This is a genomic window from Pseudonocardia broussonetiae (assembly GCF_013155125.1).
Lineage (GTDB): Bacteria > Actinomycetota > Actinomycetes > Mycobacteriales > Pseudonocardiaceae > Pseudonocardia > Pseudonocardia broussonetiae.
In genome coordinates this window covers 1,987,396-2,014,225 of record NZ_CP053564.1, presented here as the reverse complement: position 1 = coordinate 2,014,225, position 26,830 = coordinate 1,987,396, and the positions used below count along the sequence as shown (strand labels likewise).

At 72.2% G+C, this 26,830-nt stretch carries 21 protein-coding genes and 1 pseudogene; 12 read left to right on the top strand and 10 right to left on the bottom strand.

Going from position 1 to position 26,830, the window contains the following annotated elements; all coding sequences use genetic code 11:
* Window positions 1–10: 10 nt before the first annotated feature.
* Window positions 11–1,474, bottom strand: a complete 1,464-nt coding sequence (locus tag HOP40_RS09920; protein ID WP_172156941.1) for an aldehyde dehydrogenase family protein — start codon at window positions 1,472–1,474, stop codon at window positions 11–13.
* A gap of 122 nt (window positions 1,475–1,596) precedes the next feature.
* Between HOP40_RS09920 and HOP40_RS09915 the strand changes: the two genes are divergently transcribed.
* From HOP40_RS09915 to HOP40_RS09895, 5 genes are all read left to right on the top strand, one after another.
* Window positions 1,597–2,943 carry an MFS transporter gene (locus tag HOP40_RS09915; protein ID WP_172156939.1) on the top strand — a complete coding sequence of 449 codons (1,347 nt, stop codon included), beginning with the start codon at window positions 1,597–1,599 and terminating at the stop codon, window positions 2,941–2,943.
* A 35-nt stretch (window positions 2,944–2,978) separates the two neighbouring features.
* The gene (locus HOP40_RS09910) at window positions 2,979–4,445 is read left to right on the top strand and encodes a GMC family oxidoreductase (protein ID WP_172156937.1); all 1,467 of its coding nucleotides are present in this window, start codon (window positions 2,979–2,981) and stop codon (window positions 4,443–4,445) included.
* 131 nt (window positions 4,446–4,576) lie between these two features.
* Complete coding sequence (locus tag HOP40_RS09905; protein ID WP_172156935.1) at window positions 4,577–5,767, top strand: cytochrome P450; 1,191 nt, start codon at window positions 4,577–4,579, stop codon at window positions 5,765–5,767.
* A 4-nt stretch (window positions 5,768–5,771) separates the two neighbouring features.
* Window positions 5,772–6,089 carry a 2Fe-2S iron-sulfur cluster-binding protein gene (locus HOP40_RS09900; protein WP_172156933.1) on the top strand — a complete coding sequence of 106 codons (318 nt, stop codon included), beginning with the start codon at window positions 5,772–5,774 and terminating at the stop codon, window positions 6,087–6,089.
* Complete coding sequence (locus HOP40_RS09895) at window positions 6,086–7,318, top strand: NAD(P)/FAD-dependent oxidoreductase (protein ID WP_172156931.1); 1,233 nt, start codon at window positions 6,086–6,088, stop codon at window positions 7,316–7,318. The genes HOP40_RS09900 and HOP40_RS09895 overlap by 4 nt, the downstream gene beginning before the upstream one ends.
* A gap of 130 nt (window positions 7,319–7,448) precedes the next feature.
* On the opposite strand, the gene HOP40_RS09890 is transcribed toward HOP40_RS09895, so the two are convergent.
* From HOP40_RS09890 to HOP40_RS09855, 8 genes are all read right to left on the bottom strand, one after another.
* Entirely contained in the window at window positions 7,449–10,058 is a 2,610-nt protein-coding gene (locus HOP40_RS09890) for a flavin-containing monooxygenase (RefSeq protein WP_172156929.1), read from the bottom strand.
* A gap of 56 nt (window positions 10,059–10,114) precedes the next feature.
* A complete protein-coding gene (locus HOP40_RS09885; protein WP_172156927.1) occupies window positions 10,115–12,349 on the bottom strand; it encodes a LuxR C-terminal-related transcriptional regulator in 2,235 nt (744 codons plus the stop codon).
* A gap of 50 nt (window positions 12,350–12,399) precedes the next feature.
* Complete coding sequence (locus tag HOP40_RS09880; RefSeq protein ID WP_205347142.1) at window positions 12,400–13,110, bottom strand: alpha/beta fold hydrolase; 711 nt, start codon at window positions 13,108–13,110, stop codon at window positions 12,400–12,402.
* The gene (locus tag HOP40_RS09875; RefSeq protein ID WP_172156925.1) at window positions 13,107–14,321 is read right to left on the bottom strand and encodes a CaiB/BaiF CoA transferase family protein; all 1,215 of its coding nucleotides are present in this window, start codon (window positions 14,319–14,321) and stop codon (window positions 13,107–13,109) included. The genes HOP40_RS09880 and HOP40_RS09875 overlap by 4 nt, the downstream gene beginning before the upstream one ends.
* On the bottom strand, window positions 14,318–15,079 hold the full coding sequence (locus HOP40_RS09870) for an enoyl-CoA hydratase/isomerase family protein (protein ID WP_172156923.1): 762 nt from the start codon (window positions 15,077–15,079) through the stop codon (window positions 14,318–14,320). Before HOP40_RS09870 ends, HOP40_RS09875 begins: the two co-directional genes overlap by 4 nt.
* A 20-nt stretch (window positions 15,080–15,099) precedes the next feature.
* On the bottom strand, window positions 15,100–16,113 hold the full coding sequence (locus HOP40_RS09865) for an acyl-CoA dehydrogenase family protein (protein WP_172156921.1): 1,014 nt from the start codon (window positions 16,111–16,113) through the stop codon (window positions 15,100–15,102).
* Window positions 16,110–17,246 (bottom strand): acyl-CoA dehydrogenase family protein, encoded by a 1,137-nt coding sequence (locus tag HOP40_RS09860; protein WP_275691345.1) that lies wholly within the window; start codon window positions 17,244–17,246, stop codon window positions 16,110–16,112. The genes HOP40_RS09865 and HOP40_RS09860 overlap by 4 nt, the downstream gene beginning before the upstream one ends.
* Before the next feature lie 91 nt (window positions 17,247–17,337).
* Window positions 17,338–18,063 (bottom strand): GntR family transcriptional regulator, encoded by a 726-nt coding sequence (locus HOP40_RS09855; protein WP_172156917.1) that lies wholly within the window; start codon window positions 18,061–18,063, stop codon window positions 17,338–17,340.
* Between the two features lie 421 nt (window positions 18,064–18,484).
* Here HOP40_RS09855 and HOP40_RS09850 point away from each other — a divergent pair, with 421 nt between their 5' ends.
* From HOP40_RS09850 to HOP40_RS35825, 3 genes and pseudogenes are all read left to right on the top strand, one after another.
* The gene (locus HOP40_RS09850; protein WP_172156915.1) at window positions 18,485–18,736 is read left to right on the top strand and encodes a hypothetical protein; all 252 of its coding nucleotides are present in this window, start codon (window positions 18,485–18,487) and stop codon (window positions 18,734–18,736) included.
* Window positions 18,708–19,148: a type II toxin-antitoxin system VapC family toxin gene (locus HOP40_RS09845; protein ID WP_205347141.1), complete on the top strand. Its 441-nt coding sequence runs from the start codon at window positions 18,708–18,710 to the stop codon at window positions 19,146–19,148. Before HOP40_RS09850 ends, HOP40_RS09845 begins: the two co-directional genes overlap by 29 nt.
* A 444-nt stretch (window positions 19,149–19,592) precedes the next feature.
* A pseudogene (locus tag HOP40_RS35825) lies at window positions 19,593–19,922 on the top strand (transposase); the annotation flags it as partial.
* Here HOP40_RS35825 and HOP40_RS09835 read toward each other — a convergent pair.
* On the bottom strand, window positions 19,873–20,553 hold the full coding sequence (locus tag HOP40_RS09835) for a TetR/AcrR family transcriptional regulator (RefSeq protein WP_172156911.1): 681 nt from the start codon (window positions 20,551–20,553) through the stop codon (window positions 19,873–19,875). The pseudogene HOP40_RS35825 and the gene HOP40_RS09835 overlap by 50 nt on opposite strands.
* 339 nt (window positions 20,554–20,892) lie before the next feature.
* Here HOP40_RS09835 and HOP40_RS35395 point away from each other — a divergent pair, with 339 nt between their 5' ends.
* The 4 genes from HOP40_RS35395 (at window position 20,893) to HOP40_RS09815 (ending at window position 26,719) form a co-directional block, all read left to right on the top strand.
* Window positions 20,893–22,608: an SMP-30/gluconolactonase/LRE family protein gene (locus HOP40_RS35395; RefSeq protein WP_205347140.1), complete on the top strand. Its 1,716-nt coding sequence runs from the start codon at window positions 20,893–20,895 to the stop codon at window positions 22,606–22,608.
* Window positions 22,605–23,972 (top strand): spinster family MFS transporter, encoded by a 1,368-nt coding sequence (locus HOP40_RS09825; RefSeq protein WP_172156909.1) that lies wholly within the window; start codon window positions 22,605–22,607, stop codon window positions 23,970–23,972. The genes HOP40_RS35395 and HOP40_RS09825 overlap by 4 nt, the downstream gene beginning before the upstream one ends.
* A gap of 106 nt (window positions 23,973–24,078) precedes the next feature.
* A complete protein-coding gene (locus tag HOP40_RS09820) occupies window positions 24,079–25,866 on the top strand; it encodes an SDR family NAD(P)-dependent oxidoreductase (RefSeq protein WP_172156907.1) in 1,788 nt (595 codons plus the stop codon).
* A gap of 1 nt (window position 25,867) precedes the next feature.
* Complete coding sequence (locus HOP40_RS09815; protein ID WP_172156905.1) at window positions 25,868–26,719, top strand: SDR family NAD(P)-dependent oxidoreductase; 852 nt, start codon at window positions 25,868–25,870, stop codon at window positions 26,717–26,719.
* Window positions 26,720–26,830 lie beyond the last annotated feature (111 nt).

The following is a 26,830-nucleotide window of genomic DNA, read 5'->3' as shown; positions in this document are numbered from 1 at the left end:
GCAGGGCGCCCTACTGGGCCGGCGGGGCCGCGGTCGCGTACACCTTCAGGTTCTGGAACTCCTCGATCGCGGCGGGCCCGCAGAGCTTGCCGTACCCGCTCTGCTTGACCCCCGCCTCCTCGAAGTGCTCGGTCAGGACTCCCCAGGTGTTGATCCAGACCAGGCCCGCCCGGATCTCCCGGCCGACCCGGCGTGCCCGCAGGTCGCTCCCGGTGAAGACCGAGGCTCCCAGCCCGAACTCGGTCGCGTTCGCGCGACGGATCGCGTCGGCCTCGTCGTCGAACACCTCGAAGGTCTGGACCGGACCGAAGACCTCCTCCTGCACCAGCGGGACGTCCAGGTCGTCGATCTCGACCAGGCTCGGCCGGTAGAAGGCTCCGGCGGCGAGCTCGGGTTCCACGGGCCTGCCCCCGCGCACGAGCACCTTCCCGTAGGCGCCCGCCTCCTCGACCAGGCGGTCCACCCGGTCGACGGCCGCGGTGTCGATCAGCGGACCGAGCTGGCTCGCCGGGTCGTCCGCGGGCCCCACCCGGACGGCCTCCAGGGCTGCGGAGAGCTTCGTGCGCACCTCGTCGGCCACCGCCCGGTGCACCAGCACCCGGGAGCCGGTCACGCAGAACTGCCCGTTCATCACGGTGCACGCCCCGACCAGGGCGGGCAGGACGGCGTCGATCGGCGCGTCGTCGAAGACGATCAGCGGCGTCTTGCCGCCGAGCTCGAGGCCGAGCCGCTTGACCGTCGGTGCCGCGGCGGCGGCGATGACGCGTCCCACGGCGGTGCTGCCCGTGTAGCTCAGGACGTCCACGGCAGGCGAGGAGACGAGCGCCGGAGCGGCCTCGTTGCCCGCCTCGGTGAGCAGGTTCAGCACGCCGGCGGGGATCGAGGGGGTGGCCTCGACGACCTCTCCGAGCAGGGCGTTGGTCAGTGCGGTCTGGCCGGGGAGCTTGACCACCACCGTGCAGCCTGCGCCGAGCGCCGGTCCGATCGCCCGAGCGGTCAGCACGATCGGCGAGTTCCACGGGGAGATGACCCCCGCGACGCCGGCGGCCTCCGGCACCGAGTGGAAGTAGGTGCCCGGCACGGGCTCGGCGGCCCGTCCGGCGATCTGGGTCAGCGCGGATGCGGCGCTGTAGCGCAGCCAGTCCACGGCGAGGGCGACCTCCCACGCGGTCTCGTTCCGCAGCTTCCCGTTCTCCCGCGAGAGCATCGCCGCCAGGTCGTCCGCCCGGGCGGCCAGGGCGTCCGCGAGGTCGTGCAGCGCCCTGGCCCGGGGGGCGGCGGCCCGGGACCACCCGGTGCTGTCGAAGGCCGTGCGCGCGGCGGCGATCGCCGCCTCCGCCTGCGCGCGGCCTGCCGAGTGGAAGGTCCCGACGACCTCGCCGGTCGACGGGTCGATCGACCGGTGGACCGGTCCGTCCGTGTCCCACCGCCCGTCGATCCAGTTTCCCGCGGGGTTCGCACCGATCGTCGTCATGGGAAGTCCTCGTCGTCGCAGGGTTTGACGTCTATGGTTAAGATTCGTCATTGACGTAAGACTGTCAAGCGTGGAGCTCGCTCCGGGCTCCTCCGCCGCTCCTCCCGGAAGGCCACGACGCCGTGACCGCACCTCGGATCCACCGGACCCCGCGCTCCGTGCTCCTGCTGTGCCTGCTCTGCATGACCTTCGAGGGGTACGACGTCATCGCCTTCGGCGCCTCCGTGCCGTTGCTGCTCGCCGACGCGACCTGGGGCGTCGACATCGCGCAGGCCGGGCTGCTGGGCGCCCTGACGCCCGTCGGCATGCTCCTCGGTGCGGTCGTCGTCGGACTGCTGACCGACCGGCTGGGTCGCCGCCGCCTGATCCTGGTCAGCACCGCCGTGTTCTCGGTGGCGATGGTGCTCTGCGCGGTGGCCCCCGGGATCCCGCTGTTCGGGATCGGCCGGCTGCTGGTCGGCCTCGGCGCGGGCGGGGTGCTGCCCTCCATCGCCGCGCTGGTGTACGAGTACTCCGCCCCCGGGAGGCAGAACATCGACACCGCCGTCGCCTTCGCGGGCGTCGGCGCCGGTGGCGGGCTGGCCGCCGCGGTCACCGGCCTGCTGGGGCCGCAGTACGGCTTCCGGGTCGTCTACCTGATCGGCGGCCTCGCCGCGATCGTCGCCCTGCCGGTGATCGTCCGGTTCCTGCCGGAGTCCCTGGTGTTCCTCCGCGGGCGCGGTGACACCGCGACCGCGCGGCGGTGGGCGTCCCGGCTGGGCCTCGATCCGGCGCTCGCCGCACCGGAGGCGGACGCGCCCACCGCCGTCGAGCGCACCGTCGGACTGCTCCGCGTGGTCTTCTCCCGCACCCACCGCCGGACCACCGCACTGTTCTGCCTGGCGACGTTCGTGTCCCTGCTCGTCGTGTTCGGCCTCTACACCTGGCTGCCACAGCTGATGCGCTCGGCGGGTTACGAGCTCGGCTCGGCCCTGACGTTCCTGATCGTCCTCAACGTCGGCACGGCTCTCGGCCCGCTCGTCGTCGGTCGGATCGCCGACCGGATCGGCTCGCGCCCGACCACCGTCGGCTCGTTCCTGCTCGCGGCGCTCAGCATCGCCGTGCTCAGCCAGCCGCTGCCCGGGCCCCTCCTCTACGCCGCCGTGGTCATCGCCGGGGTCGGGACGGTGGGGACGCAGATCCTGATCAACGTCTTCATCGCGAGCCACTACCCCGTCCAGGTCCGGGCCACGGCGATCGGCACCGCCCTGTCGGCGGGGCGGCTCGGCGGCATCCTCGGGCCGCTGTACGGCGCGGCCCTGCTCTCGGCCGACCTCCCCACGGCGACCCTGTTCTACGCGTTCGCCGCCCCCGCCGTCCTCGGCGCGCTCGTCATCGCCGCCGTGCCGACGTCGACGACCGCGCCCGTACGGGCCACCCGACCCGACGCAGCGCCGTCGGTCCAGCACCGGCGGTGCACCTCGACGTGAAGCCGGCACCCACCGCTCGACCCTGAGGAGTCCCCTTGCGCCCGAACGTCATCGTCGTCGGTTCCGGCGCCGCCGGTGCGGCACTGGCCCACCGCCTCACCGCCGATCCGACCATGTCCGTGCTCGTCCTCGAGGCCGGTCCCCGGCTGCGCCCCGACGTCGTCGCGACCCCCGCGCGGTGGCCCGAGACCCTCGGTGGCCCCTTCGACTACGGCTACCGCACCACCCCGCAGGCCGCTCTCGGTGGCCGCGTCCTGGACTACCCGCGCGGGCGGCTGCTCGGCGGGACCACCATGCTCAACGCGATGATCCACGCCGTCCCGCCGGCGGCCGACCTCGACGCCTGGGGCCCGGACTGGTCCGCGGACCAGCTCCGCGGCGCGCTGGCCGCCCTCGACGGCGGGCAGCGGCGGGGGGCGACGGGGCCGGCGTTGAACCGCCCCGTCCCGGAACCCAACCCGTTGTCCGTCGCGTTCGTCGAGGCGTGCACCGAGGCCGGGCACGAGCGCGTAGCCGATCTCAACGACACCGACGAGGACGGCGTGGGGTGGATGGATCTCGCGCTGACCGACGAGGGCTCCCGGGCGGACGCGGCCCTCACCTACCTCGACCCGATCACGGCCCGCCCCAACCTCGAGATCCGCAGCGACTCGACCGTCGAGCGGATCCTGTTCGAGGACGGGCGGGTCCACGCCCTGCAGCTGCGCACCGGGGATCGCGGGCACAGCGAGCTGCCGGTCGACGGCGCCGAGGTGATCCTGTGCGCGGGCGCGATCGACTCGCCCGGTCTGCTCCTGCGCTCCGGCATCGGGCCCCGTGCCGAGCTGGCCGCGGCGGGCGTGCCCCTCCGTCACGACCTCCGCGGCGTCGGCAGGAACCTGCACGACCATCCCCTGGTTCCCGTGGTGTGGCGCTGCGAGCAACCGGTCGAGCCGCCCACCGCGCAGTTCTTCGAGTCCCAGCTGGTCCTGCGCCACGACCCGCGGAGCCCGGGAGCCCTCGCGATCGCGTTCGGCCACATCCCGTTCGGTGCTCCCGACGTCGAGCACGGAGCCAGTGCCCTGATCGGGCTCTACGGCCCGCACAGTCGCGGGTCGCTCCGGCTCGACCCCGACGATCCCGACGGCGCCCTGCTGATCGACCCTGCGCTGCTGGCCGACGATCGGGACCTCGCCGCGGCTCGTCGGGGCGTCGAGGTCGTCCGCGAGGTCGCCACACGGTCCGCTCTGGCGCCGTTCGGCCTGACCGAGCTCGCCCCGCTCGCCGAGGGCGCCGACCTGGACGGGGCGATCGCGCAGCTCACCGGCTCGTTCATGCACCCCGTGGGCACCTGCGCCCTCGGCGACGGCCCCGACGCCGTCGTGGGCCGCGACCTCCTCGTCCGCGGCTTCGCGAACCTGCGGGTCGCCGACGCCTCGGTCATCCCCCGGATCCCCTCGGTGGCGACGAGCGTGAGCGCCCAGCTGATCGGGTGGCGGCTCGCCGAACGGATGGTCGGCTAGCCACTGCCACCGTCCTCGCCCATCGGGACCGTCCTCGTGGCGACCGGCCTTGACACGGCTTCGGCGCGTCCGCAGAATGCGCCGAAGCAATCGAAGTATTCGTGTCTTTTACCGATCGTCGAGGAGGACGAGTGGCCACCCCGTCGGGAACCCTCTGGGTCGACGCGATCGACGTCGCCGCGCTCGAAGCCGACCCGTACCCGCACTACGCACGGATGCGGGCCGAGGCGCCCTGCGTGTTCGTCCCTGCGCTGAACGCCCACCTGCTGACGACCTACGACGACGTGCGCGCCTTCCTCGCCGACACCGGTCTCGGTCGGGCACCGAGCGTGCAGCCGGTGCTCGAACGGACCTTCGGGCCGGGGAACATCCTCGTCGCCGACGGCGAGGTCCACCGGGACCGCCGGGCCTCCGTCGACCCGCCGCTGCGGCGGAGCGCGGTGGCGGGGTACATCGAGGACCTCGTCCGCCCGATCGCGGCGGCGGAGGCGGCGAAGCTGCCCGCCCGGGGTTCCTACGACCTCGTCGCCGAGTACCTCGAGCCGGTCAGCACGACGGGCCTCGCCGCCATGCTGGGCATCGGTGACGTGCCGTCGGAGACGCTGCGCCGCTGGTTCCACACCATCATCGGGGCAGCGGGCAACTACACCTTCCTCGAGGAGCCCTTCCGCCGCAGCGACGAGGTCATCGCGGAGATCAAGGACGTCCTGGAACCCATCCTGACGCGGCTCGGGACCGACCCGGACGACTCGGGACTGTCGCACCTGCTGCACGCCGGGATGCCGCCCGGGCGCACGCGGTCGCGGGAGGACATCTACTCCGCGTTCCTGATCGAGCTCACCGGCGGGATGCAGGAGCCGGGCCACGCCGCGGCGACGACCGTGCTCGGCCTGCTGCAGGAGGGGACGTACGGCGAGGTCGTCGCACAGCCGGGCCTCATCCCCACCGCGCTCGCGGAGGGGCTCCGCTGGATCGCGCCGATCGGGGCGGTCTTCCGCGAGACGACCCGCGACGTCACCCTGCACGGCCAGGAGCTGCCGGCGGGGTCGGTCGTCTGGTGCGTGGTGGCCTCGGCGAACCGCGACGAACGCCGGTTCGACGACGGCAAGCGCTACCGGCTGCACCGCTCCGGCCCCACGCACCTCTCGTTCGGCGGGGGCAGGCACTTCTGCGCCGGGAACGTGTTCGGCCGGGAGCTCGCCCGGATCGCCCTCGAGGAGCTGGTCGCGGTGGCGCCCGCCCTCAGCCTGGCGGACTGGTCGATGACGGGCTGGCTCTTCCGCTCCCCGCAGCAGCTCCGCGTGACCGCCGGGGAGGCCTGAGCGCATGCCCTCCCTCATCTTCGTGCTGCCCGACGGGACCCGCCGCACCGTCGAGGGCGAGGCCGGACTCTCGGTCATGCAGGTCGCGCTGGCCGAGGACCTGCCCGGGATCGTCGCCGAGTGCGGTGGGAACGCCATGTGCGCCACCTGCCACGTGTACGCCGCCGCTCCCGAGCGGCTGCCCCCGGTGAAGGACATCGAGGACGAGATGCTCACCTCCACCGCCGCACCCCGCAGACCGACGAGCCGGCTGTCCTGCCAGGTCGAGGTCGTCGACGACTGGGGCGAGATGACCTTCGTCCTCCCGGAGACGCAGCTGTGACCGTCGTCGTGCTCGGCGCCGGCCACGGCGGGGTGCAGGTCGCCGCCTCGCTGCGGTCCGAGGGGCACCGCGGCCCGGTGGTCCTGCTCGACGCCCAGGAGCACCTCCCCTACCACCGACCGCAGCTGTCGAAGGAGTACCTCGGACCGGGAGCCGGGCAGCCGCAGCTGCTGCGCAGCGCGTCGTTCTTCGCCGACCAGGACATCGACCTGCGGCTGGGCACCGCCGCGGTCGCGCTGCACCCGGCGCGGCGCCGGGTCGAGCTGCACGACGGCGGCGCGCTCGCCTACACGCACCTCGTCCTGGCGCTCGGGTCGACCCTGCGCCGGCTGCGGGTGCCCGGCGGCCACCTGGACGGGGTCACGCAGGCCGCCACGCTGGCCGACGCCGCCGCCCTGCGCGAGCGGCTGGGCACGGCCCGCGACGTCGTCGTGGTGGGCGGCGGGTTCCTGGGACTCGAGATCGCCGCGGCCTGCGCCGGTAGCGGGCTCCCGGTCACCGTCGTCGAGCCCCAGGACCGGCTCCTCGCCCGGGCCGTGACGCCGGCGGTCTCCGCGGCGGTGCGCCGGACCCACGAGGCCGCGGGCACGGTCCTGCGCCTGGGCGTCGGGGTCGCGTCGTTCACCGGCCGGGACGGGCGGGTGCGCGGCGTGGTGCTCTCCGACGGTGCCGAGCTCCCGGCGGACCTCGTCGTCGTCGCGGTGGGCGCGGTCGCCAACAGCGGCATCGCGGCGGCCGCCGGCCTGGCCGTCGACAACGGCGTGCTCGTCGACCCGTGGCTGCGATCGTCCGTCCCCGAGATCGTCGCCGTGGGCGACTGCGTCGCGCGCCCGGACCGCGAGCTCGGCGCCCCGCGGCGGATCGAGTGCGTCCAGAACGCGATCGACCAGGCCCGCCACGTCGCGTCCTCGATCACGCACGGACCCGGCGAGCCGTACGACAGGACGCCCTGGTTCTGGACGCACCAGCTCGGACTCCGCGTGCAGACCGTGGGCCTCGGCTTCCCCGGGGACGAGTGCGTGGTGGTCGGCGACCCGGACGGCGACGGCTTCTCGGTCTGCCGCTTCCACCGGGGCCGGCTCGTCGCCGTCGAGTCGGTGAACCGCCCGCGCGACCACATGGCGGCGCGCCGGCTGCTCGCCGGTGGGGTGCTGCCGGGGCCGGCCGCGGTCCGGTCCGCCGGGTTCGACCTGAAGGAGCACGAGCTGGCGACCCGCGGGGCGGCGTGACCTCGGCGCCGCCAGGCGAACGACGCTGTTCCGGCCCCGGCCTGCCGCACGGTGAGTCGCTTCCCCGTTGCAACGGAACGCGGAGCCGCCGAGCGTTCTGCACGCTCGGCGGCTCCCGTTCCGGTCGCCGTCAGGCCCGCGCCGCCTCCCGCGACGTGCTCGCGAACCGCGGGGCGAGGAAGGCCACGATCGCGTCCGTGATCTCCGAGGTCCGCGGGACGAAGCCCGACATGTTCAGCGCGGCGTGGATCAGGCCCGGGATCCGGACGATCTCCGTGGGTACGCCCGCCTCCTGGAGCGCGCGGCCGTAGGCCTCGGCCTCGTCCCTGCTCGGGTCGAGCTCGACCGTCAGCACCAGGGCCGGCGCCAACCCGGCGAGTGACTCGGCCCTGCTCGGCACGGCCAGGGGCGACGAGCGGTCGGTGTCGGCCTGCAGGTAGCGGTCCCAGCACTGCTGTGCGGCGGCCGCCGTGAGGATCGGCCCCTCGCGGTACCGCTCCTTCGACCCGGTCTGCTCGTCGGGGTCGATCGGCGGGTAGAGTAGGACCTGCCCGACCAGCTCAGGACCGTGCTCGTCGCGCGCCCGCTGTGCGGCCACCGCCGCCAGCGTGCCGCCGGCGCTCTCACCGAGGACCGCGATCCGGGTCGGGTCGCCGCCGTACTCGGTGATCGCGGCCGCCGCCCACGTCACGGCCGCGTAGCTGTCGTCCGTCGCCGCGGGGAACGGGTTCTCCGGGGCGAGTCGGTAGTCCGGGGACACGACGACCGCGCCGAGGTCCTCGGCGAGTCCCGTGCAGGGCCCCTCGGACAGGGCGGGACTGCCGCCGTACCACCCGCCGGGGTGCAGGAACACCAGGACGGGCAGCGGCCCCTCGGCGTTCTCCGGCACGTAGACCCGGACCGGACGCTCACCTCCCGGGGTCGGGTAGGTGGTGTGGTGCACCGCGACGTCCTTGCGCGGAGGCAGCTGGAGCTGGGCGAAGTTCTCCAGGACCACCCGCTGCTCGTCCAGCGGGATGGCGTCGAGCGGTCGCTGGTCCTGGGCGAGCACCGCGCCGAGCAGGTGCGCAGCCATCGGGTCGAGCGTCGTCAGCGTCGGGATCGCCTCAGCGGCGCCGTCGAAGGCGAAGCCCGCGAACCCGTTGCCCTCGACCTGCGCGAAGATGGCCCGGTAGAGCACCGCCCCGCCGGCGAAGAACAGCGGGGCGCGCGGCTTGCCCGGCACGTTCGAGCCCATGTACCAGGACTCGACCTTCGTCATCAGCGTCGAGTCCGCGATGCCCCAGATGTAGCTGTTCCACTGGTCGGTCGCCTCGATCGTCGGCTCCAGGGCCGTCGTTCCGCGCTCGGTCGCGGCCGCGATGGCGCGGAGCGCGAAGTCGACGTGGTCCTCGATGCCGGGGGGGTTGTTGATGTGGATGCAGACGCTCTGCGGGCCCATCGGCATGAACAGGTTCGGGAATCCGGTGATGGCGATGCCGAGGTAGGTGTGCGGCCCGTCGGCCCAGTAGTCCGAGAGCCGGACACCGTCCCGGCCGACCAGCCCGAGCTGCAGCAGCGGCCCGGTGAAGGCGTCGAAGCCGGTCGCGAGCACGAGGACGTCGAACTCGTACTCGGCGTCGGTCGTCCGGATCCCGCGCTCGGTGATGTCCTCGATCGGGGTGGCGCGGAGGTCGACGAGGCTGACGTTCTCGCGGTTGTAGGCCTCGTAGTAGCCGGTCTCGAACGGCGGGCGCTTCGTGGCGTAGAAGTGGTTGCGCGGGCTGAGGATCTCGGCGGTCTTGGGGTCCTTCACCCGCTCGCGGATCCGCTCACGCAGGTACTCCGAGACGGTCTCGTTCGCCTCCGCGCTGAACATCAGGTCGCCGAAGGTCGAGGTGATCATGCGGAAGCCGCCGCCGACGTAGTACTTGTCGTAGACGCGCTTGCGCTCGTCGTCCGACACGCCCAGGGCGGACGGGTGCTCCGGCAGCGGGTAGTCGGCGCCGATGAACCGGTTGCGGGAGTTCTCCCGGACCTGCGCGTAGTTCGCGATGACGTCGTCGAGTTCGGTGGGGTCGAGCGGGCCGTTGTCCAGGGGCGCGGCGAAGTTCGGGGTGCGCTGGAAGACGGTGAGGGTCCCGGCCTGCTCGGCGATCCGCGGGATGGCCTGGATCGCGGTGGCCCCGGTGCCGATGACGGCGACCCGCTTGCCGGCGAAGTCGACGCCCTCGTGCGGCCACTTGCCGGTGCGGTGGACCTCGCCGGTGTAGTGGGCCAGCCCCGGGAACTCGTTCTCCTTGGGGATTGAGAGCGGGCCGGTGCCGGCGATGACGAAGCGGGCGGTGGTCGATGCTCCGTCTTCGCTGGTCAGCGTCCAGTGACCGGCTGCCTCGTTCCAGACCGTGCTGACGATGCGGGTGTCGAAGGCAAAGCCGCGGCGCAGGTCGAGCTTGTCGGCGACGTGCTCGAGGTAGGCCAGGATCTCCGGCTGACCGGCGAACTTCTCCGACCAGCGCCACTTCTTCGCGATCTCGTCGTCGAACGAGTAGGAGTAGTAGATGCTCTCGATGTCGCAGCGCGCACCGGGGTAGCGGTTCCAGTACCAGGTGCCGCCGACGCCTCCTCCGGCCTCGAAGCCCTGCACGTTCAGGCCCATCACGTCGCGGGCCTTGTGCATGGCGTAGAGACCGGAGAAGCCGGCGCCGATGATCGCCAGGTCGAGGTCGGTCGTCGGGGCTTCTCTGCCGTGATCTGTCATGTGGCGATGGTCACGGCCGGGGTCCGGTGGCGTCGCGGGGAGAAATACCCCAAGGACTACGTGTCCCGCCCCACCACCCACGATGCGACACCCGCCCGTGAGGTCACCCCGAGCTTCCGGATGATCCGCTCCACGTGCCCTTCGGCCGTCCTCCGCGAGATCACCAGCCGCTCCGCGACCGCCTTGTTGGACAGGCCCTGGGCGATCAGCCGCGCGACCTCCTCCTCGCGAGAGGTGAGTGGTCCCGCCGTGGGGGTGGGCGTGGATGCCGGCCCCAGCGCGCGGTCGACGAGCTCGTCGGCGTCCCTGATCCTCGCTGCTCGGTCCGTCGCCGTCCGGTCGTCCGCCCGGTGCCCGGCGAAGCGGACGATCCGCGGGCCGAAGAACGCCAGCGAGGTCCCGATGTCCTCGAACACCGCGTCGGAGAGGGCCTGCAGCTCGGCGGCCCGGGCCTCGTCGCCGCGCGAGGCCGCGATCCAACCCAGCAGGGCCGTGGATGCCGCGGCGCAGAGGAAGTCCCGCGACCGGCGCTGGGTGATGAGCAGCGTCCGCACGTCCCGCTCGGCCGTGTCGAGATCGCCGAGCCTCCAGCGGGTCACTCCGGCGATCCACCGTGCCCAGTCCCGGCTGCGCCACAGGTGCAGGGCGGTGCTCGCTTCCAGCGCCTGCTCGGCGACCTCCAGTGCGCGGGTCAGCTGGTCGTCGCACAGCAGCGCGAACGCGAGCTGGAACAGCGCGATGCACTCGTGGGCCCCGTCGTCGGCCTGTGCGTGGCCGCGCACCGCCCGCTCGAGCGATGCGACGCCGCGGCCGGGCTCGTCGGAGAACGCGTGGTAGAGCCCGGTCCAGTGATCGAGGTGGTTGCGCGGGCGGGGTCCGGCGAGGGTCTCGGCAAGGCGCTCCAGCTCCTCGAGATGGCGCCACGCCCCGTCGCGGTCGTTCTGGATGAGGGCGACCCAGATGACGGCCCAGATGGCGTTCGCGCGCTCGGCCGCGTCGGTGGCCCCTTCCTCGAGGAGGATCTCCAGCCATCGGCGGCCCTCGTCGAGATGGCCCTCCGCCACCCAGTGCCAGCCGAGCAGCACCGCGAGCTCGAGACCGGACTTGGCCTCGCCCTGGGTCGAGGTCGACCAGTGCAGCGCGGTGATGACGTCGGCATGGGACGTGTGAGAGGCCGTCACACGGCCGTGGAAGACCTCGGCGGCCTCTGCCAGCACGAAGTCCCGGTGCCTGCGCCGCAGCTCCGGGTACTCCCCTGAATCCGTGAGCTTCTCCAGCGCGTACTCGCGGACGGCGGCCAGCAGGCGGTAACGGATCACCCCGACGTCTCGCTGCGTGAGCAGGATGGACTGCGAGACGAGCCGGTCGATGGCGTCGAAGACCTCCGCGCGGTCGAGCGCGCCGAAGCCGCAGACCTTCTCGGCTGCGTCGACGTCGAACGAGCCGGGGAACACCGCGAGCCGGTTCCAGAGGAGGCGGGTGGAGGGCGCGCAGAGATCGTGGCTCCAGTCGATCACGGCACGCAGCGACCGCTGCCGGGGTGCTGCGGTGCGGTCACCCGCGCTGAGCAGCGTGAAGCGGTCCGCGAGCCTCTCGACCATCTGCGCGGGGGTGAGGCTGCGCAGCCGGGTTGCGGCGAGCTCGATGGCGAGCGGGAGGCCGTCCAGCTGGATGCACAGCCGGCCGACGGCCGCGGCGTTCTCCGGGGTGATCGCGAAGCCGGGATCGATCTGGCGGGCGCGGTCGCGCAGCAGGACGACGGCGTCGAACGTCTCGAGGTCGCGGGGGGAGTAGGCGCGCTGCACGTCGGGCACGCTGAGCGGCGGGACGTGCAGCACCTGCTCCCCTGCGACTTGCAGGGCTTCGCGACTGGTCGCGAGGATCCGCAGGTTCGGCGCCTCGCGCAGCAGGTCCGAACACAGCTGAGCGGTCACGGTGAGCAGGTGCTCGCAGTTGTCGACCACCAACAGCAGCCTGCGGTCCGCGACGAGCTCGAGGAGCCGCTCCCACGTCCCGCGCGAGGCCTGGTCGCTCTTGGTCAGCACACGCAGGACCACGGCTGCGACGGTGTCGAGGCCCGCCCCGGCGTCCACGTCGGCGAGCGGCACGAACCACACCCCGTCGGCGAACGCGCGGCCGGCGTGCTCGGCGCTCTCGACCGCGACCCTGGTCTTGCCGACACCGCCGGGCCCGGTCAAGGTGACCAGCCGGGACTCCCCCAGGGCACGGCGGGCCGCCTCGAGCTCGTGGCGCCTGCCCACGAAGGTGGAGGGGGATCGGGCCAGGGACATGGTCGCGCCGTCCTCCGTTGGGCTCTGGAGCGGACCGGACGACTCGCAGACTATTCGTCGGCGAGGGACACGAGCTCCGCGACGAGCAGGTCGGGATGGGTGATCATGGCGTCGTGCGGGGCGGCGAGGTCGAGCACCCGTCCGCCGTGGCCGAGGACCACGTCGGTGACGCCGGCGACCCCGGGGAACACCGGGTCGGTGCAGCGCAGGTAGGTCACGAGGAGTCCCGCCGTCCACGGGCCGTCGGGCATCGGGTCGGTGTAGGTGCGCAGCGGGTGGGCCGTCAGCCTGCGCTCAACCCAGGCCCGGTCGGCAGGGTCGATCACGCCGAAGAACTCCGCGGGTGGGGGCGGGATCGCGAGCCCGGAGGGGTGCCGCCGCGCCGCCTCTCGTCTGGCTTCGACCAGGTCGGCGGACAGTCCCGCGAACCCGTGGCTCCCCGGCTCGACCACGATGCCGTCCAGGATCACCGGTCGCCGCAGCCTGGGCGCGAGTGGCCCGGTCGCCCCGAGGACGGGCAGGGCACCGAAGCTGTGCCCGACGAGCACGACATCGGTCAGTTCCTCGGCCTCGACCACCGCGACGACGTCGTCGATCATCGTGGTGAGCCCGACCTCCGGCCCGAGAAGGTGAGCGCGCTCGCCCAGCCCGGTCAGGGTCGGGGTGAACACCGTGTGGCCCTGGCGCCTCAGCAGATCGGCGACCCGACGCCAGCACCATCCGCCGTGGTAGGCGCCGTGGACCAGCACGAACGTCGTCACGATGCCCTCCGATCCGGTGCTGGAGCCCCGACCGTGCCGTCGGCGAGCAGGGCCGCGATCCGTTCCGGCGAGTACCCCAGCTCGGCCAGCAGCTCGGCTGTCTGCTCTCCCAGCAGGGGCGCCGGCCTGGTCTGCGCGACGGGACTGTCGCTGAGGTCCACCGGGGTGCGGGCGGCGAAGTACGGCCCTTCGGTGGGATGCAGGGCAGGTTCCAGCAGGCCACGGTCGAGGACGTAGGGATCCTGGTGGGCCGCAGCGAGATCCCGCAGCGGCGCCGCCGGGATGTCCCGCTCGGCGCAGATCCCCAGCCAGTCCGCCGTCGTCCGGGTCGGGGTGACGGCGTCGACGAACCCGAGCAGCTCCCCCATGTGGCGATGGCGGTCGTCGACGGTGCGGAAGCGCGGGTCGTCGGCCAGTTCCGGCCGCCCGCCGAGGGCGAAGAAGTCCTCCCAGTTGCGGCGCGAGTACGGCATCAGGCAGATCCAGCCGTCCGCGGTGCGGTGCGGTCTGCGCTCGGGAACGAGCACCCGCGGCCAACCGAAGGGACCCGCGGGCGGGTCGAACGTGTGCCCGGCGAGGTGCTCGACGAGGGTGAACGCGATCATCGTGTCGACCATGGGCACGTCGACGTGCTGTCCGCGACCGGTGCGCCGGCGGTGCTGCAGTGCGGCGAGCACCCCGATGACGATGTGCAGTCCGCTGATCTTGTCGGCCACGACGTTCGGGGTGTAGGCGGGCCGCCCGTCGAGCAGATCGCTGATCATGGCGAAGCCCGAGGCGGCCTGGACGATGTCGTCGTAGGCCGGCTCGTCACGCTGTTCCGTAGCGGAGCCGTAGGCCTGCGCCGTGCACACGATCAGCCCCGGATGCGCGTCCAGGAGATCCTGCGGGGCGAGGCCGAGCTTGGCACGCGACCGCGGCCGCAGGTTGGTCACCAGCACGTCCGCGTCGCGCAGGAGGTCCTGCAGCACCGGGGCCCCTCCGGCGGAGGCGATGTCCAACGCGATGCTGCGCTTGTTGCGCTGCAGGGTCAGCGTCATCGCGGTCATGCCCAGGTGCCGAGCAGCACCGATCCCCCGCGTCATGTCCCCGGTCGGTGGCTCCACCTTGATCACGTCCGCGCCGAGGTCGGCCAGGATCGCGGTGGCGTACGGCCCCATGATCACCGTGGTCAGGTCGACGACGCGGACCCCGGCGAGCGCGCCGCTCATCGGCCCGCGAACGACGGGGCGCGTCGCTCGATGCTCGCGGCGATGCCCTCCACGCTGTCGGCGGTCTCCCACAGCCGCGTCTGCTCGGCCAGCTCGTGGTCGAGGGCGGCCTGGACGAGGTCGGCGAGGTCCGCCCGCAGCGTCGCACGGATCGAGGCGACGGCGAGCGGCGCCGCCGCGGCGATCTCGCGCGCCCACGCGACGGCGGTCCCCCGCTGCCCACCGGGTTCGGCCAGCCGGTCGGCGAGGCCGATCGCGTGGGCCTCCTTCCCCCGGACCGTCGCGCTGCGCAGGAGGAGGTCCGCCGCGCGCTGACGTCCGACGATGGCCGGGAGGGTGACGCTGAGCCCGAAACCCTGGTGGAAGCCGAGGCCGGCGAAGTTCGCCACGAACCGGGTGTCGGCGTCCGCGACTCGGAAGTCCGCGACGCAGGCCAGTCCGAGACCGCCGCCGACCGCGGCGCCCTGGACGGCGGCGATGATCGGTTTCCGGGTCCGGAAGAGAGCGAGGGCGCGGCGGTACAGCCGGGCCGCGGTCTCGGCCCGCCCCGAGGCGAACGTGCCACCGAAGTCGGCTCCGGCGCAGAAGTGCTTGCCCTCCGAGCAGAGCACGACGGCCCGGCACGAGGCGTCGTCGTCGAGCCGTTCGAGGGTGGCGACGAGCTCGCCGATCAGCGCCTCGTCGAAGTAGTTGGCGGGCGGGCGGCAGATCTCGAGGACGGCGACGTGATCCTCGATCGTCAGGTGGGTGTCGGACATGTGGTTCCTCCAGGACTCGGTCAGCGGGTGAGTGCGGGCCACCAGGCGTCCGCGGCGAGCACGAGGTCGGCGAGCACGTCCTGCCAGAACGATTCGTCACCGAACTCGTCCCTCCACGACCACAGGCGGGTGGTCGACGCCCCCAGCCGGTGCTCGCGGGAGAAACCGAGGGCTCCGTGCACCTGGTGGCCCACGGTGGCCACGACAGCCGCGGAGGCGGAGGTGGTCGCCTTCGCCGCGGCGATGGCGAGATCGGCACCCGGGGCGCACTCCTGGACGGCCAGCACGGCAGCCATCGCCGAGGTGCGCATCATCGTCGCGTGCGCGGCGAGCGTGGCGAGGGACTGCTGCACGGCCTGGAACCGGTTGAGCGGCCGGCCGAACTGCACCCGTTCCCCCGCGTAGCGCAGGGACAGGGCCAGCACGGAGTCCGCGGCGCCCGCGAGCTGCACGGAACGGGCCAACGCACCTCGCCGCAGAACGGCTGTGGGGTCGACACCCGCCGCAGCCGGCGCCGTCAGCAACGGGAGCGGGCAACGGTCGAGGGTCAGCACGTCGCGCGGTTCGCCTGCGAGGTTCGCGCCCTGGGTGAGGGCGAGGTCGGCACGCGGGAACGCCGCGACGAGCAGTTCCCCCGCCTTCAGGACAGGGACGACGACGTGCCCGGCGTGCCGGGCCCATGCGGCCTCGACCTGCCCGGAGACGGTGCCGTCGGCGTCCGCCGGAAGGGCTTGCGCGGAGACGGCCATCGGGCCGAGGTCCGGGATCGCCAGCCCGGCGCCCGCCAGCAACCAGCCCGCGACGAACGCGGTGTCGGCGAGGGGGACGGGTGCCGCGCACCGCGCCGCGGTCTCGACAGCCACCGCGAGATCGTCGAGATCCCCACCGCTTCCGCCGGCCTGTTCGGGGACGCCGAGCAGGGTGAACCCGTTGTCGGCCAGGCCGGCCCAGAGCGCCTCGTCGAACTCGGCCGCCGGGTCGGCACACATGCCGCCCACCGCGGCCCGGATGTCCTCGTGCAACTCCTTGCTCACCGTGCCCCCAGCCCGCGTGCGACGACGGACCGCAGGATCTCGTTCGAGCCCCCGCGCAGCGTGAACGCCGGACCGTGCAGGACACCCTCGGCGAGCAGCCGCGCGAAGTCGGCCCCACCGACCGGCGCGGTGCGCCGGGCGGCCTGCACGACGTCCTGCTCGAACTGCGAGCCGAGGTCCTTGACGATCGCCGCCTCGGTGTCCGGGCTGGATCCCCGGGCCAGCGTGGCAGCCACCCCGACCGACATCTGACGCAGCGACCACGCCGCCGCGGTGATCCGCCCGATCTCCCGGCGCGCCACCTGGTCCACCCCGCCACGGCGTGTCCCGTCGATCCACGCTTCCGCGAGCGGGACGGTGCTCATCAACCGCTCGGGCCCGGACCGTTCCTGCGCGAGCTCGGCGGTCACCTGGCGCCACCCGTGGCCACGGTCTCCCAACAGGCTGCCCACGGGGACCACTGCGTCGTCGAACACCACTTCGTTGAAGTGGTGCTCACCGTCGATGGAGGCGATCGGGCGAACCGCGATCCTCGGGTGCGGGAGATCCACCAGGAACTGGGACAGCCCCTCGTGCCGTTCTCCCGGGTCGGTCCGGGCCAGCAGGACGACCGCGTGGGCGAACTGCGCCCCGGTCGTCCAGACCTTGGTGCCCGACAGGGACCAGCCGTCATCGACCTCGCGGGCTCTGGTGCGGACCGACGCGAGGTCCGATCCGGAGTCCGGCTCGGACATGCCGATCGAGATGAAGCACTCCCCCCGCGCGATCGCGGGCAGGTAGCGCTGCTTCTGCTCCTCGGAGCCGTGCCGCAGGATGCTCGGCGCCATCTGCCGGTCGGCGATCCAGTGCGCGGCGACGGGCGCGCCCGCCGCCAGCAGCTCCTCGGCGACGACGAAGCGCTCGAGCGGTGTCCGTCCATGTCCGCCGTACTCCGGCGGGATCGTCATCCCCACCCACCCGCGGGCGGCGAGCCTGCGGGTGAAGGCTGGATCGGGCGCCGACATCCAGCTGTCGCACCGCGGCTCGAACGAACCCGCGGAGCGCTCGGCGGCCAGGAACCCGCGCACCTGGCTCCGCAGGTCTCGTGCGCCGGCAACAGCCTCGGAGGCCGCCGGATCGAGTGTTGTGGTCATCGCCATCCCTTCGTCGGGAGCCAGGCTACAGTATTGGATCCCATAACGGATCCGTCAGATGGCCCGGCTGGCTCTCCGACGGCGACCAGGATCAGGCGGGACGGTCCTGCACGCGGGCCTGCAGCAGCCCGAGCTGGACCTCCGATCCCTGCCGGTGGTCGTCCATGACGGTCACGAGACGTTCGTGGTCGCCGACCCGGAGCGCCTCGATGATCGCGGCGTGCTCGGAGAGGATCCGCTCGCGGCCGCCGTGGTCGTGCAGGGAGACCGTCTGATAGGGCATCGCCCACGCCCAGATCCGCTCGATCTCGGCGACCACGAGCCCCAACGGACTCAGGCCGAAGATGGCGAAGTGGAACTCCTTGTTGAGCGCGCGGGCGGCGGAGAGGTCCTGCGTACGCCCCGCGGCCTCGATCGCGCTGTTCAGCTCGACGAGCCGCTCGAGGAGCGCAGGCTCGGCGGGCCGCAGGGTGCGCAGCACCTGAGCCTCCAGGACCTCGCGCATGAGGTAGATCTGATCGAACTCCTCACGACTGAGTCGAGAGACGGTGAAACCCACGTTGTGCTGATGGCTCACCAACCCGTCCGACATCAGCTGGTGCAGGCCCTCGCGAACCGGGAGCCGGCTGACGCCCAGCCGTGCCGCCATCTGAGCCTGGCGGATCTGCTGCCCCGGCAGCAGTTCTCCACCGAGGATCATGCGACGGATCGCGGCGGTCACCTCGTTCACGGCGTTCGCGTCCACAAGCCCACCCTTCACTGGATCCAGAATGATAAGCAGTGCTGCGCTACCGAGCCGTTCGTACGGCACGGCCATGCCGGCACAGTCGCGGCGGGGTCGGACTGAACTCTGAGGCGAGAACCCGTGGCCCCGAGCGCCTGAGCAACCACCACAACTCTCCGAAAATGATCACCGTGAGGATCTTGCTCCGCCGATGCGCGCAGGTCGAGGCGTGGAGCCGGGGGTCGGGATCGACCTACCGCTTACAAGACGCCCGTTCTGTGACCACCAGGGCATCTACCGGCACCAACTGCGCGAGCTCGCCTCATGGGTGCCGTTGGTAGGACCGGATGCTCACGAGTTCGCGGCACATCCCGTGGCACGCGGAGGGTACCCTCCTTGGTCACAGCGAGTGACGGCCAGCTTGCCTGACGACGGTGTCGCGTGTCCACGTCGCCGGCGGCCCCATCCACGACGCTGGTGGTGCGATGATGGCTCGACGAGGGAGGTGGCGACCATGAGCGTGTCCGCTTCGGACGGCGCGCACGAGTTCGTCGTAGCGCCGGAGTTGGCCGAGGTCGCCGAACGCCTGGGCGTGCCTCTGCACGCGGGTGACCGTGTCCGCTTCGAGGTGATCGACGGTGAGCGCCAGACCGCGCCACGTCGTCGGCGGCTGGGGTGGCTCGGCAGCGTCAGCACCGGCGAGCACACCCTGAGCGAGCGGGCCAAGGACGACATCCGTGACGGGATGGGCCGGCGCGCTGAGTGAGATCCTCGTCGACTCCGGTCCGCTGATCGCCGGTTTCGACGACACCGACATCTGGCACGACGAGTGCTCACGCCTGCTGGAGACCCTTCCTGGTCCGTTGTTCGTGCCGGCGACGATCGTTGCCGAGGTCTGTTACATGATCGGGCGCTACCGCTTCGGCGCCGCGGCTGAGGCCGCCTTCCTCCGGTCGTTCGCCTCACGCGATCTCGTTGTCGCCGATCTCGTCGAGGACGATTTCGAGCGCATGGCCCAGCTCGTGGAGGAGTACGAGGACTTCCCACTCGGCGGGTCGGACGCGAGCGTCATCGCGATCGCCGAGCGACGCTCCATCACGACGATCCTCACGATCGATCGACGTCATTTCGCCGCGGTCCGGCCGCGGCACGTCGAGGCGTTCCACTTGCTGCCGTAGCCGGCCCGCGACACGCCGGAAGCTGCGGCGACTTGTCGGCAACTCGTGCCGGGTCACCCCGGCGGCGGGCTCCACGTCCGAGCGCGCATGGTGGGCGGTGCGACCAGCACATCGCGCTTCAGATGCTCCTGGACGAGCCAGCGAAGCCGCGGACCGTCGATCAGCTCGACCCGACCGTTCCCGCTCACAAGGCGTCCGTTCGACGCCCCTCAAGGCTTCTACCAGCGCCGACTGTCGCTGTGCGAGTCTCACCGGACGCCCCTGGGCACTCCGGCGACAAGGGTTTTCGCGGCACATCCCGTGGCATGCGCGCGACCCAACCGGTGGTGACAACGGTGAGCGGCGAGCGAGCCGGTCGCCGGCCGCAGCATCTGTGGCGCAGTGTCCGAGGCGCAGCTGTGGACCGCCCGCGTGGCTGCATCGACTCGATGTCGGTGCGGGCGAAGAGGGGGTCGAGCCGACCGGGCCGAAGGCCTCGGTCGGTCGGCGGAGCTGCACGCCGACAAGGGCTACGACTTCCGTCGCTGCCGCACCTAGCTGCACCGACGCGGCATCGAGATCCGTACCGCCCGGCGCGGGATCGAGGACAGGAACAAGCTCGGACGCGTGCGCTGGGTCGTCGAGCGCACCATCTCCTGGGTGCTGCGGTTCGAGCGCCTCGGGCTGCGCTACGACCGCACCGAACGGACCTCAGCCCCGCTGCTCACCCTGACCATGGTCGTGATCAACCGTCGCCGCCTGGTCCAGAACGAGTGCCGAGACCAGGTCCTATGAGCAGTTGCGCCCCGCCGATGATGAAATCTGTGTAGTGCTGCACCACGCGGTCGCGGGGGATGTGCGGGTTGGCGATCCACCAGCGGCCGAGCTGCTCTCCCACACCGGAGATCGCGTGCGCGAACGCGTGGATGCGTTCCTCGTCGACGGCAGAGCCAGCGCTCGTCACTGCATCGTGCAGGTGGGCGATGGTGTGGTCGACCGTGCGGAAGCGCAACTCGGTCAACTGATGTCCCAGTTCCCCGATCATCGGGACGGCCGCCCCGCCGAACAGCACGATCCAACGGTCGGGATCGCGCTCGAGCTCGGCGAAGAACACCTCACCGGATATCCGCACCTGCTCGCGGGGGTCGTCGACGCCCTCCCGGGCTGCCGCCAGACGGACGGCGAACAGGTCCCGGGCGCGCTTGACGCAGGCCAGGTAGAGGCCCTCCTTCGAACCGTGGTGCTGGTAGACGATCGGCCTGCTCACCCCGGCGGCCCGCGCGACGTCCTCGATGGACGTCCGGTCGTATCCCTTGTCGATGAACAGCTGCTCGGCCACGTCGAGCAACTGCTGCTCGCGCGCTGCCCGAGGAAGGCGACGCCGAGGTGCCGAGCCGGGTGAGGTCTGCAGGGCGTTCGCGGGCACGGCTGGATTCTACCCTTGGCAACTTACAGGTCGTAAGTTACAGTTCGTAATATCGCTGGAGTCGGGGGCGGCCGGTCGGCCGTCGGCGAGTGACCGGACTGCAGCGCACGCGCCGTCCGCCGTACGCCCGCGATGAAGCGAGAGCCGATGCCACCCCGCAGCTCCACCTCCTCTCCGTCCGGGCCCCTCGGGCCGGGCCTCCGCGTCACGGATGTCGTCCCGGGGTCCGGAGAACCCTCGACGCCGACCAGGACGACGGCGTGCTCGGTGCTCCTGTGGGTTCGCGACGATCTGGACCGCGAGCAGGCGCGGGCCTACTGGGCAGGTCCGCACGCTCAGTTGGTCGCCCGGAGTCCGGGGTTCCGGGAGTACCGCCAGCACCACTTCGCCGCTGCCAGCCCGGGCCTCTGGCCCGCGACCGACCGGGTCGAGACGGACATTCCCGACGAGCGCCGCATCGACGGGATGCCCGAGGTGACGTTCCAGCGGCCGTGGTCGCCGCTCGTCGGCGGGAAGCACAACCGCCGCGTCCACGAGGACGAGCGCAACGTGTTCGGCCGCACGATCGCCCACCTCACCGCCCCGGGGGGAGGTCGCTGGTTCCGCAGCGGCGACCACCGGGCGGTGCGGGCGCGGGTGGTCGTACTGCTGCGACGCCGCACGGGAACCACCAGGGCCGCCTTCGCGTCCTTCGTGCACGACGTCCTCGGGCCGGCGCTGAACAGAGCACCCGGCACTCTGGAGCTGCGCACTCAGGTCTTCATGCCCTGGGCGCAGGCGCTGTGGGACACCCCCGGCGTCGCCCACGACTACCCCGTCGAGCACCAGTTCCACGGCATGGTCGTCCTCGGGGCCGCCGACCGGGAGACGCTCCTCGAGGTCCTCGCCTCGTCGGGATCGGACGCGGTCGCCGACTCACTCCGCCGGCACTGCGTCGCCGCCCACGCCTACGAGGTCGCCCGCACCTACACCTACACCTACGACGGACGCCCGACCTTGCCCCAGCAGCAGCGTGAGCCCAAGCCGCGCCTCGACCCGGTTCGCCGCTCCGACATTCCCACGCCACCGGCACGCGCCGCGGAAACGACCAGCCCGACGCCCTTCCCCCCGGCTCGACTGGTGCCGCTGAGCGGCAACGGCGCCGAGGACGTCGTCATCGACGCCGAGGGCCGTGTCCTCTGCGGCGTGGAGGACGGCCGCATCCTGCGCCTGGACGTCGACCGCCGCCTCGAGGAGACCATCGCCGACACCGGCGGCCGCCCGCTCGGACTCGAGGTCCTGCCCGACGGCCGGATCGTGGTCTGCGACGCCCACCGCGGCCTGCTCCGCCTCGACCCCGCAACGGGCGCCGTCGAGACGCTGGTCGACATGGTCGACGACGTGCCGCTGCGGTTCTGCTCCAACGCCACTGCCGCCGCCGACGGCACGATCTGGTTCACCGAGTCCTCGTCGCGCTACGACTTCGAGCACTACCTCGGGGCCCTCCTCGAGCACCGCCCCTCGGGACGCCTGCTGCGCCGCGATCCCGACGGCCGCGTGGAGGTAGTCCTCGACGCCCTCCACTTCGCCAACGGCGTCGCCCTCACCTCCGACGGATCCGCGCTGCTCTTCGCCGAGACCAACGGCCCCCGCTTGAGCCGCCTCGACCTGGGGACCGGCGCGGTCACCGTCATCGCCGACAACCTCCCCGGCTACCCCGACAACATCTCCCGGGGCGCCGACGGGCGCTTCTGGGTCGCCTTCCCCACGTCCCGCAACCCGGGGCTGGAGAAGCTGGCAACGTCACCGGCGTGGGTGCGCAAGCTCCTCTGGAGCCTGCCCGACGCCCTGCTGCCCGACGGGCCGTCCACCACATGGCTGATGGCGTTCGACGAACAGGGCCGCCTCGAGGCCGACCTCCAGGACGACCGGGCCGACTTCCACACCGCCACCGGTGCCGCCGAGCACGACGGTCGGCTGCACGTCGCCAGCCCGCAGCACCGCGCGCTGCTCGTGCTCGACCTGGGCGATGTCGCGGCGGGACCGCGTCGCACTCCTGCCGGGAGCACGCCATGACCGGACCCGATGTCGTCGCCGCCGACGAGCACAGGCACCGGTCGCGGCAGGCGCCCCACGCCTGGCGCGCGGTCGCGGTCCTGGCGCTCGCCAACCTGCTGAACTTCTACGACCGCACCATCCCGGCCATCGTGGTCGAGCCCCTGAAGGCCGAGTTCGGACTGTCCGACACCGACGTCGGGGTGCTCGGCGGCGCCTTCACCGTCGTCTACGCCGTCGCGGGGATCACCCTCGGACGAATGGCCGACCGAGGCTCCCGACGACGCATCATGGCGGCGGGTCTGATCGTGTGGAGCCTGTTCACGGCGGCCAGCGGTGGTGCCTGGAGCATCGCGTCGCTGCTCATCTTCCGTCTGGGTGTCGGTGTCGGCGAAGCGGCCTACGCACCGGCCGCGAACTCGTTCATCGCCGACCTCTTCCCGCCCGACAGGCGCTCCCGGGCGGTGGCGGTGTTCCAGTTCGGGCTACCGCTGGGGCTGACGCTGGCGTTCTTCACCACGGGGGCGTTGGTGGAGGCGTTCGACAGCTACCGGGCTCCGTTCTTCCTCGCCGCCGTCCCCGGGATCGTGGTGGCGGTCGCGCTGCTGCTGATCCCTGAGCCGCGACGTGGTGCCTCGGAGACCCGGAGCGTCGGGACCGGATCCGTCGCCCGGCCGATCCGCACCGTCCTCGCCATCCCGACGATGTGGTGGCTGATCCTGAGCGGTATCGGTCTGCAGATCGCCGCCTACGGGGTCACGACCTTCCTCGTCCCGCTGTTCCAGCGCTATTTCGGCCTGTCGCTGACCCAGTCGGCGGTGAACGCCGGAATCGTCCTGGGGCTCACGGGGCTGGTCGGACTGGCCCTCGGCGGCGCCGCCGCCGACCGCGCCGCCCGCCGGTCGCGTCGAGGACGCCTGCTGGTCGCTGCGGTGAGCCTCAGTCTGGCGGTGCCACTGACCCTGTGGGCCCTGAGCCTGCCGCCCGACGCCTCCGGCCTGTTCGTACTCGTCTTCTCGACCGGATGGCTCCAGCAGTTCACCTTCCACACCTCAGCGCTGCCCGCGGTCTCCGATGTCGTCGAACCCCGGCTGCGGGCCACGGGCATAGCACTGTTCTTCGCGGCCTTCTACTTGCTCGGAGGCGCCTTCGGGCCGGTCATCGCCGGGGCCCTGTCCGACACCTTCGCCGCCGCGGCGCCCGCTGGCGCGGCCGGTGCCCTCAGCAGCGAGGCCGTCGGCCTGCACGACGCGCTGCGCCTGCTCGTGCCCGCTGCGCTGGCCGTTGCCGCCCTCGGGATGTTCGGCGCCTCGCGGGCCGTCGAACGCGACCACGCCCGCATGAACGACGCGATGCAGACCTCCACCACACGCGCAGTCCCGTGATCCGGCGGCGCCCGGGGCCGCGAGCGAGAGCCGGGCGCTGCCACCCACCACCTGATCAGCCCCTTCCGGTCCCCGCCGCTTGGGCCGCACGTCTCGAGGAGAACTCATGAAGCTGGGCATGGACACCGGCCGCCTGGTCGCTCTCGACGAGGAGACCGACACGTGGGTCGTGGTCGGTGAGCCGTGGAACCACGACCTGTTGGCGTTCCTCGCCGACGGCGAGGACGCCGTCGGCCGGGCCCGCGAGGCCATGGCCCGAGCCGGCCGGGTCACCGCGGATCCCCCGGCCGGGCTGCCGTTCGCCCCGGCGTCGCTGCGGGCGTTCGCCTTGTGGGAGTCGCACATGGTCAACGGGGCGCGCGGCATGGTGAGCACCTTCGCGCCGCCCGCGCTGCGGAATCTCGCCGCGGGCTTCGAGAAGGTGACGGGCAAGCCCTTCCCGGCGCTCAAGCCCAAGCCCAACTACTACCGCGACCCGCAGTTCTACATGGGCAACCACCGTTCGGTGCTCGCCGACCGCGCCACCGTCACCTGGCCGTCCTTCGCCGACGTCCTGGACTTCGAGCTCGAGCTCGGTGCCGTGATCGCCCGCCCGGTCAACGACTGCACCCCGGCCGAAGGCCTCGCCGCGATCGGCGGGTTCGTCGTGATGAACGACTGGTCGGCCCGCGACACGCAGTGGGACGACACCCGCGCCGGCACCTTCGGCGGGGTGGTGAAAGCCAAGACCTTCGCCGGCGCCATGTCCGCCGTCGTGGTCACCGCCGACGAGATCGTCCCCCGCTGGACCCGGCTGACCGGTCGAGTGCTCGTCAACGGCGAGAAGTGGGCCGAGAGCACCACCGCCGGACCCCTGCACGACCTCGGCGCCGCCGTCGTCTACGCCGCACGCGGGGAGTCGCTCGGCGCGGGCGACGTCCTCTCCAGCGGCACCCTGCCCGGCTGCTGCGGGCTGGAGATGCGCCGGTTCCCCTCGCCGGGCGACGAGGTCCGTCTCGAGATCGACGGCCTGGCCACCCTCACGAACGTCATCGGACCCCGGACCCACGCCCCGGACGTCAGCCGCACTGTCACCGTCGTGACCGGGTGCGACTCCGGGATCGGCAAGGCCCTCGCCCTGGAGTTCCACCGGCGCGGACGCACCGTCTACGCCACGGGGCTGCGCCAGGAGGCCATGAGCGACCTGGCCGCCACCGGTCTGCGGGTCGCCGAGCTCGACGTCACCGACACCGCCAGCATCGCCGCCCTGGTCGAGCGACTCGCCGAGGACGACGTCCGCGTCGACCTCCTGGTGAACAACGCCGGCTTCGGGGCGATGGGTCCGGTCATCGAGATGCCGATGGACGCGGTACGCCGTCAGTACGAGGTCAACGTGTTCGGCCTGCTGGCCACCACCCAGGAGTTGGCCAGGGGGATGATCGACGCCCGGTCCGGCACGATCGTGAACGTCGGATCGACCTCGGGCGTGCTCACCTCACCGTTCGCGGGCGTCTACTGCTCCACCAAGTCCGCCGTGCACTCCCTGACCGATGCGATGCGCATGGAACTGGCGCCGTTCGGCATCTCCGTGATCCGCGTCGAGCCCAACCAGATCCGCACCAACTTCGGCGACACGGCCGCCACCGCGATGACGGCGCGGATCGCGGAGGACTCCCGCTACCTCCCTGTCCAGGACGCGATGACCGCTCGGGCCCAGGGATCGCAGAAGGAGGGGTCGATGCCGGCCCCGGAGTTCGCCGCCAAGGTCGCCGACGGCGTTCTGGCGACCAGTCCGGCGCTCAGGCTGCGCGTCGGCCGCGAACTGTGGCCCTACACGATCTTCAAGCCGTTCCTGCCCTCCCACCGCATCGACCGCATCCTCAGCAAGCGCTACGACCTGGACAGGCTGGCCTGACATGACCGACTTCCCGTTCCGCAACCGCCGCGGCTCCGCCGTGATCACCGGGGCCGGCTCCGGCATCGGCGCCGCCACGGCCCTCGAACTGGCCCGGCGCGGAAGCGACCTCGCGCTGGTCGACCGCGACCCGGCCGGACTCGAGCGGACCGCCGAGCAGGCGCGTGCCCTCGGCACCGAGGTCAGCACCCATCCGATCGACATCACCGACACCGACGCCGTCGCTGCCCTGCCCGCCCTGGTCGAGGAGCACCACCGCGGCGCGCACATCCTGGTCAACTGCGCCGGAGTGTCGCTGATGGGTTCCTTCGAGCAGTTGACGCTCGACGAGTTCCGGTGGCTGCTCGACGTCAACCTCTGGGGCACCATCGCCATCACGAAGGCGTTCTTGCCCCTGCTGTCGGCCCAACCCGCCGCGCACATCAGCAACCTCTCCAGCGGATACGGCCTCGTCGCACCCGCCGGCCGAACCCCGTACGCCACCTCGAAGTTCGCCGTCCGCGGTTTCACCGAGACACTCACCCACGAACTCGAGGACACCGGCGTGTCCGTCAGCGTCGTGCACCCCGGCGGGATCAAGACCCGCATCGCACTCACCGCCCGCGTCGCCGCCGCCGCCCCGCCCGAGGTGGCCGCGGCCGCAGCGCAGGCCCAGACCGACCAGTACCGCACGACCCCGGAGACGGCCGCACGGGCGATCGTCGACGGCATCGCGCGGCGCAAGGGCCGCGTGCTCATCGGGAACGACGTCCGTCTCCTCGATGTGCTGGCCCGAGTCACACCCGCGCACTACTGGACGCTGCTACGACGCCGACTGTCCGGCGCGACGACCACCTCCCGCACCCCGGTCTGATCGAGATCGCCCGGCCGAGTTCGAGAGGCGGTCAACGCATGGCCGAGTCGCTACCGGACCGCTACCCCACCGACCCCGAGTCCCACCAGGCAAGGCGCGGTACACCGCTCC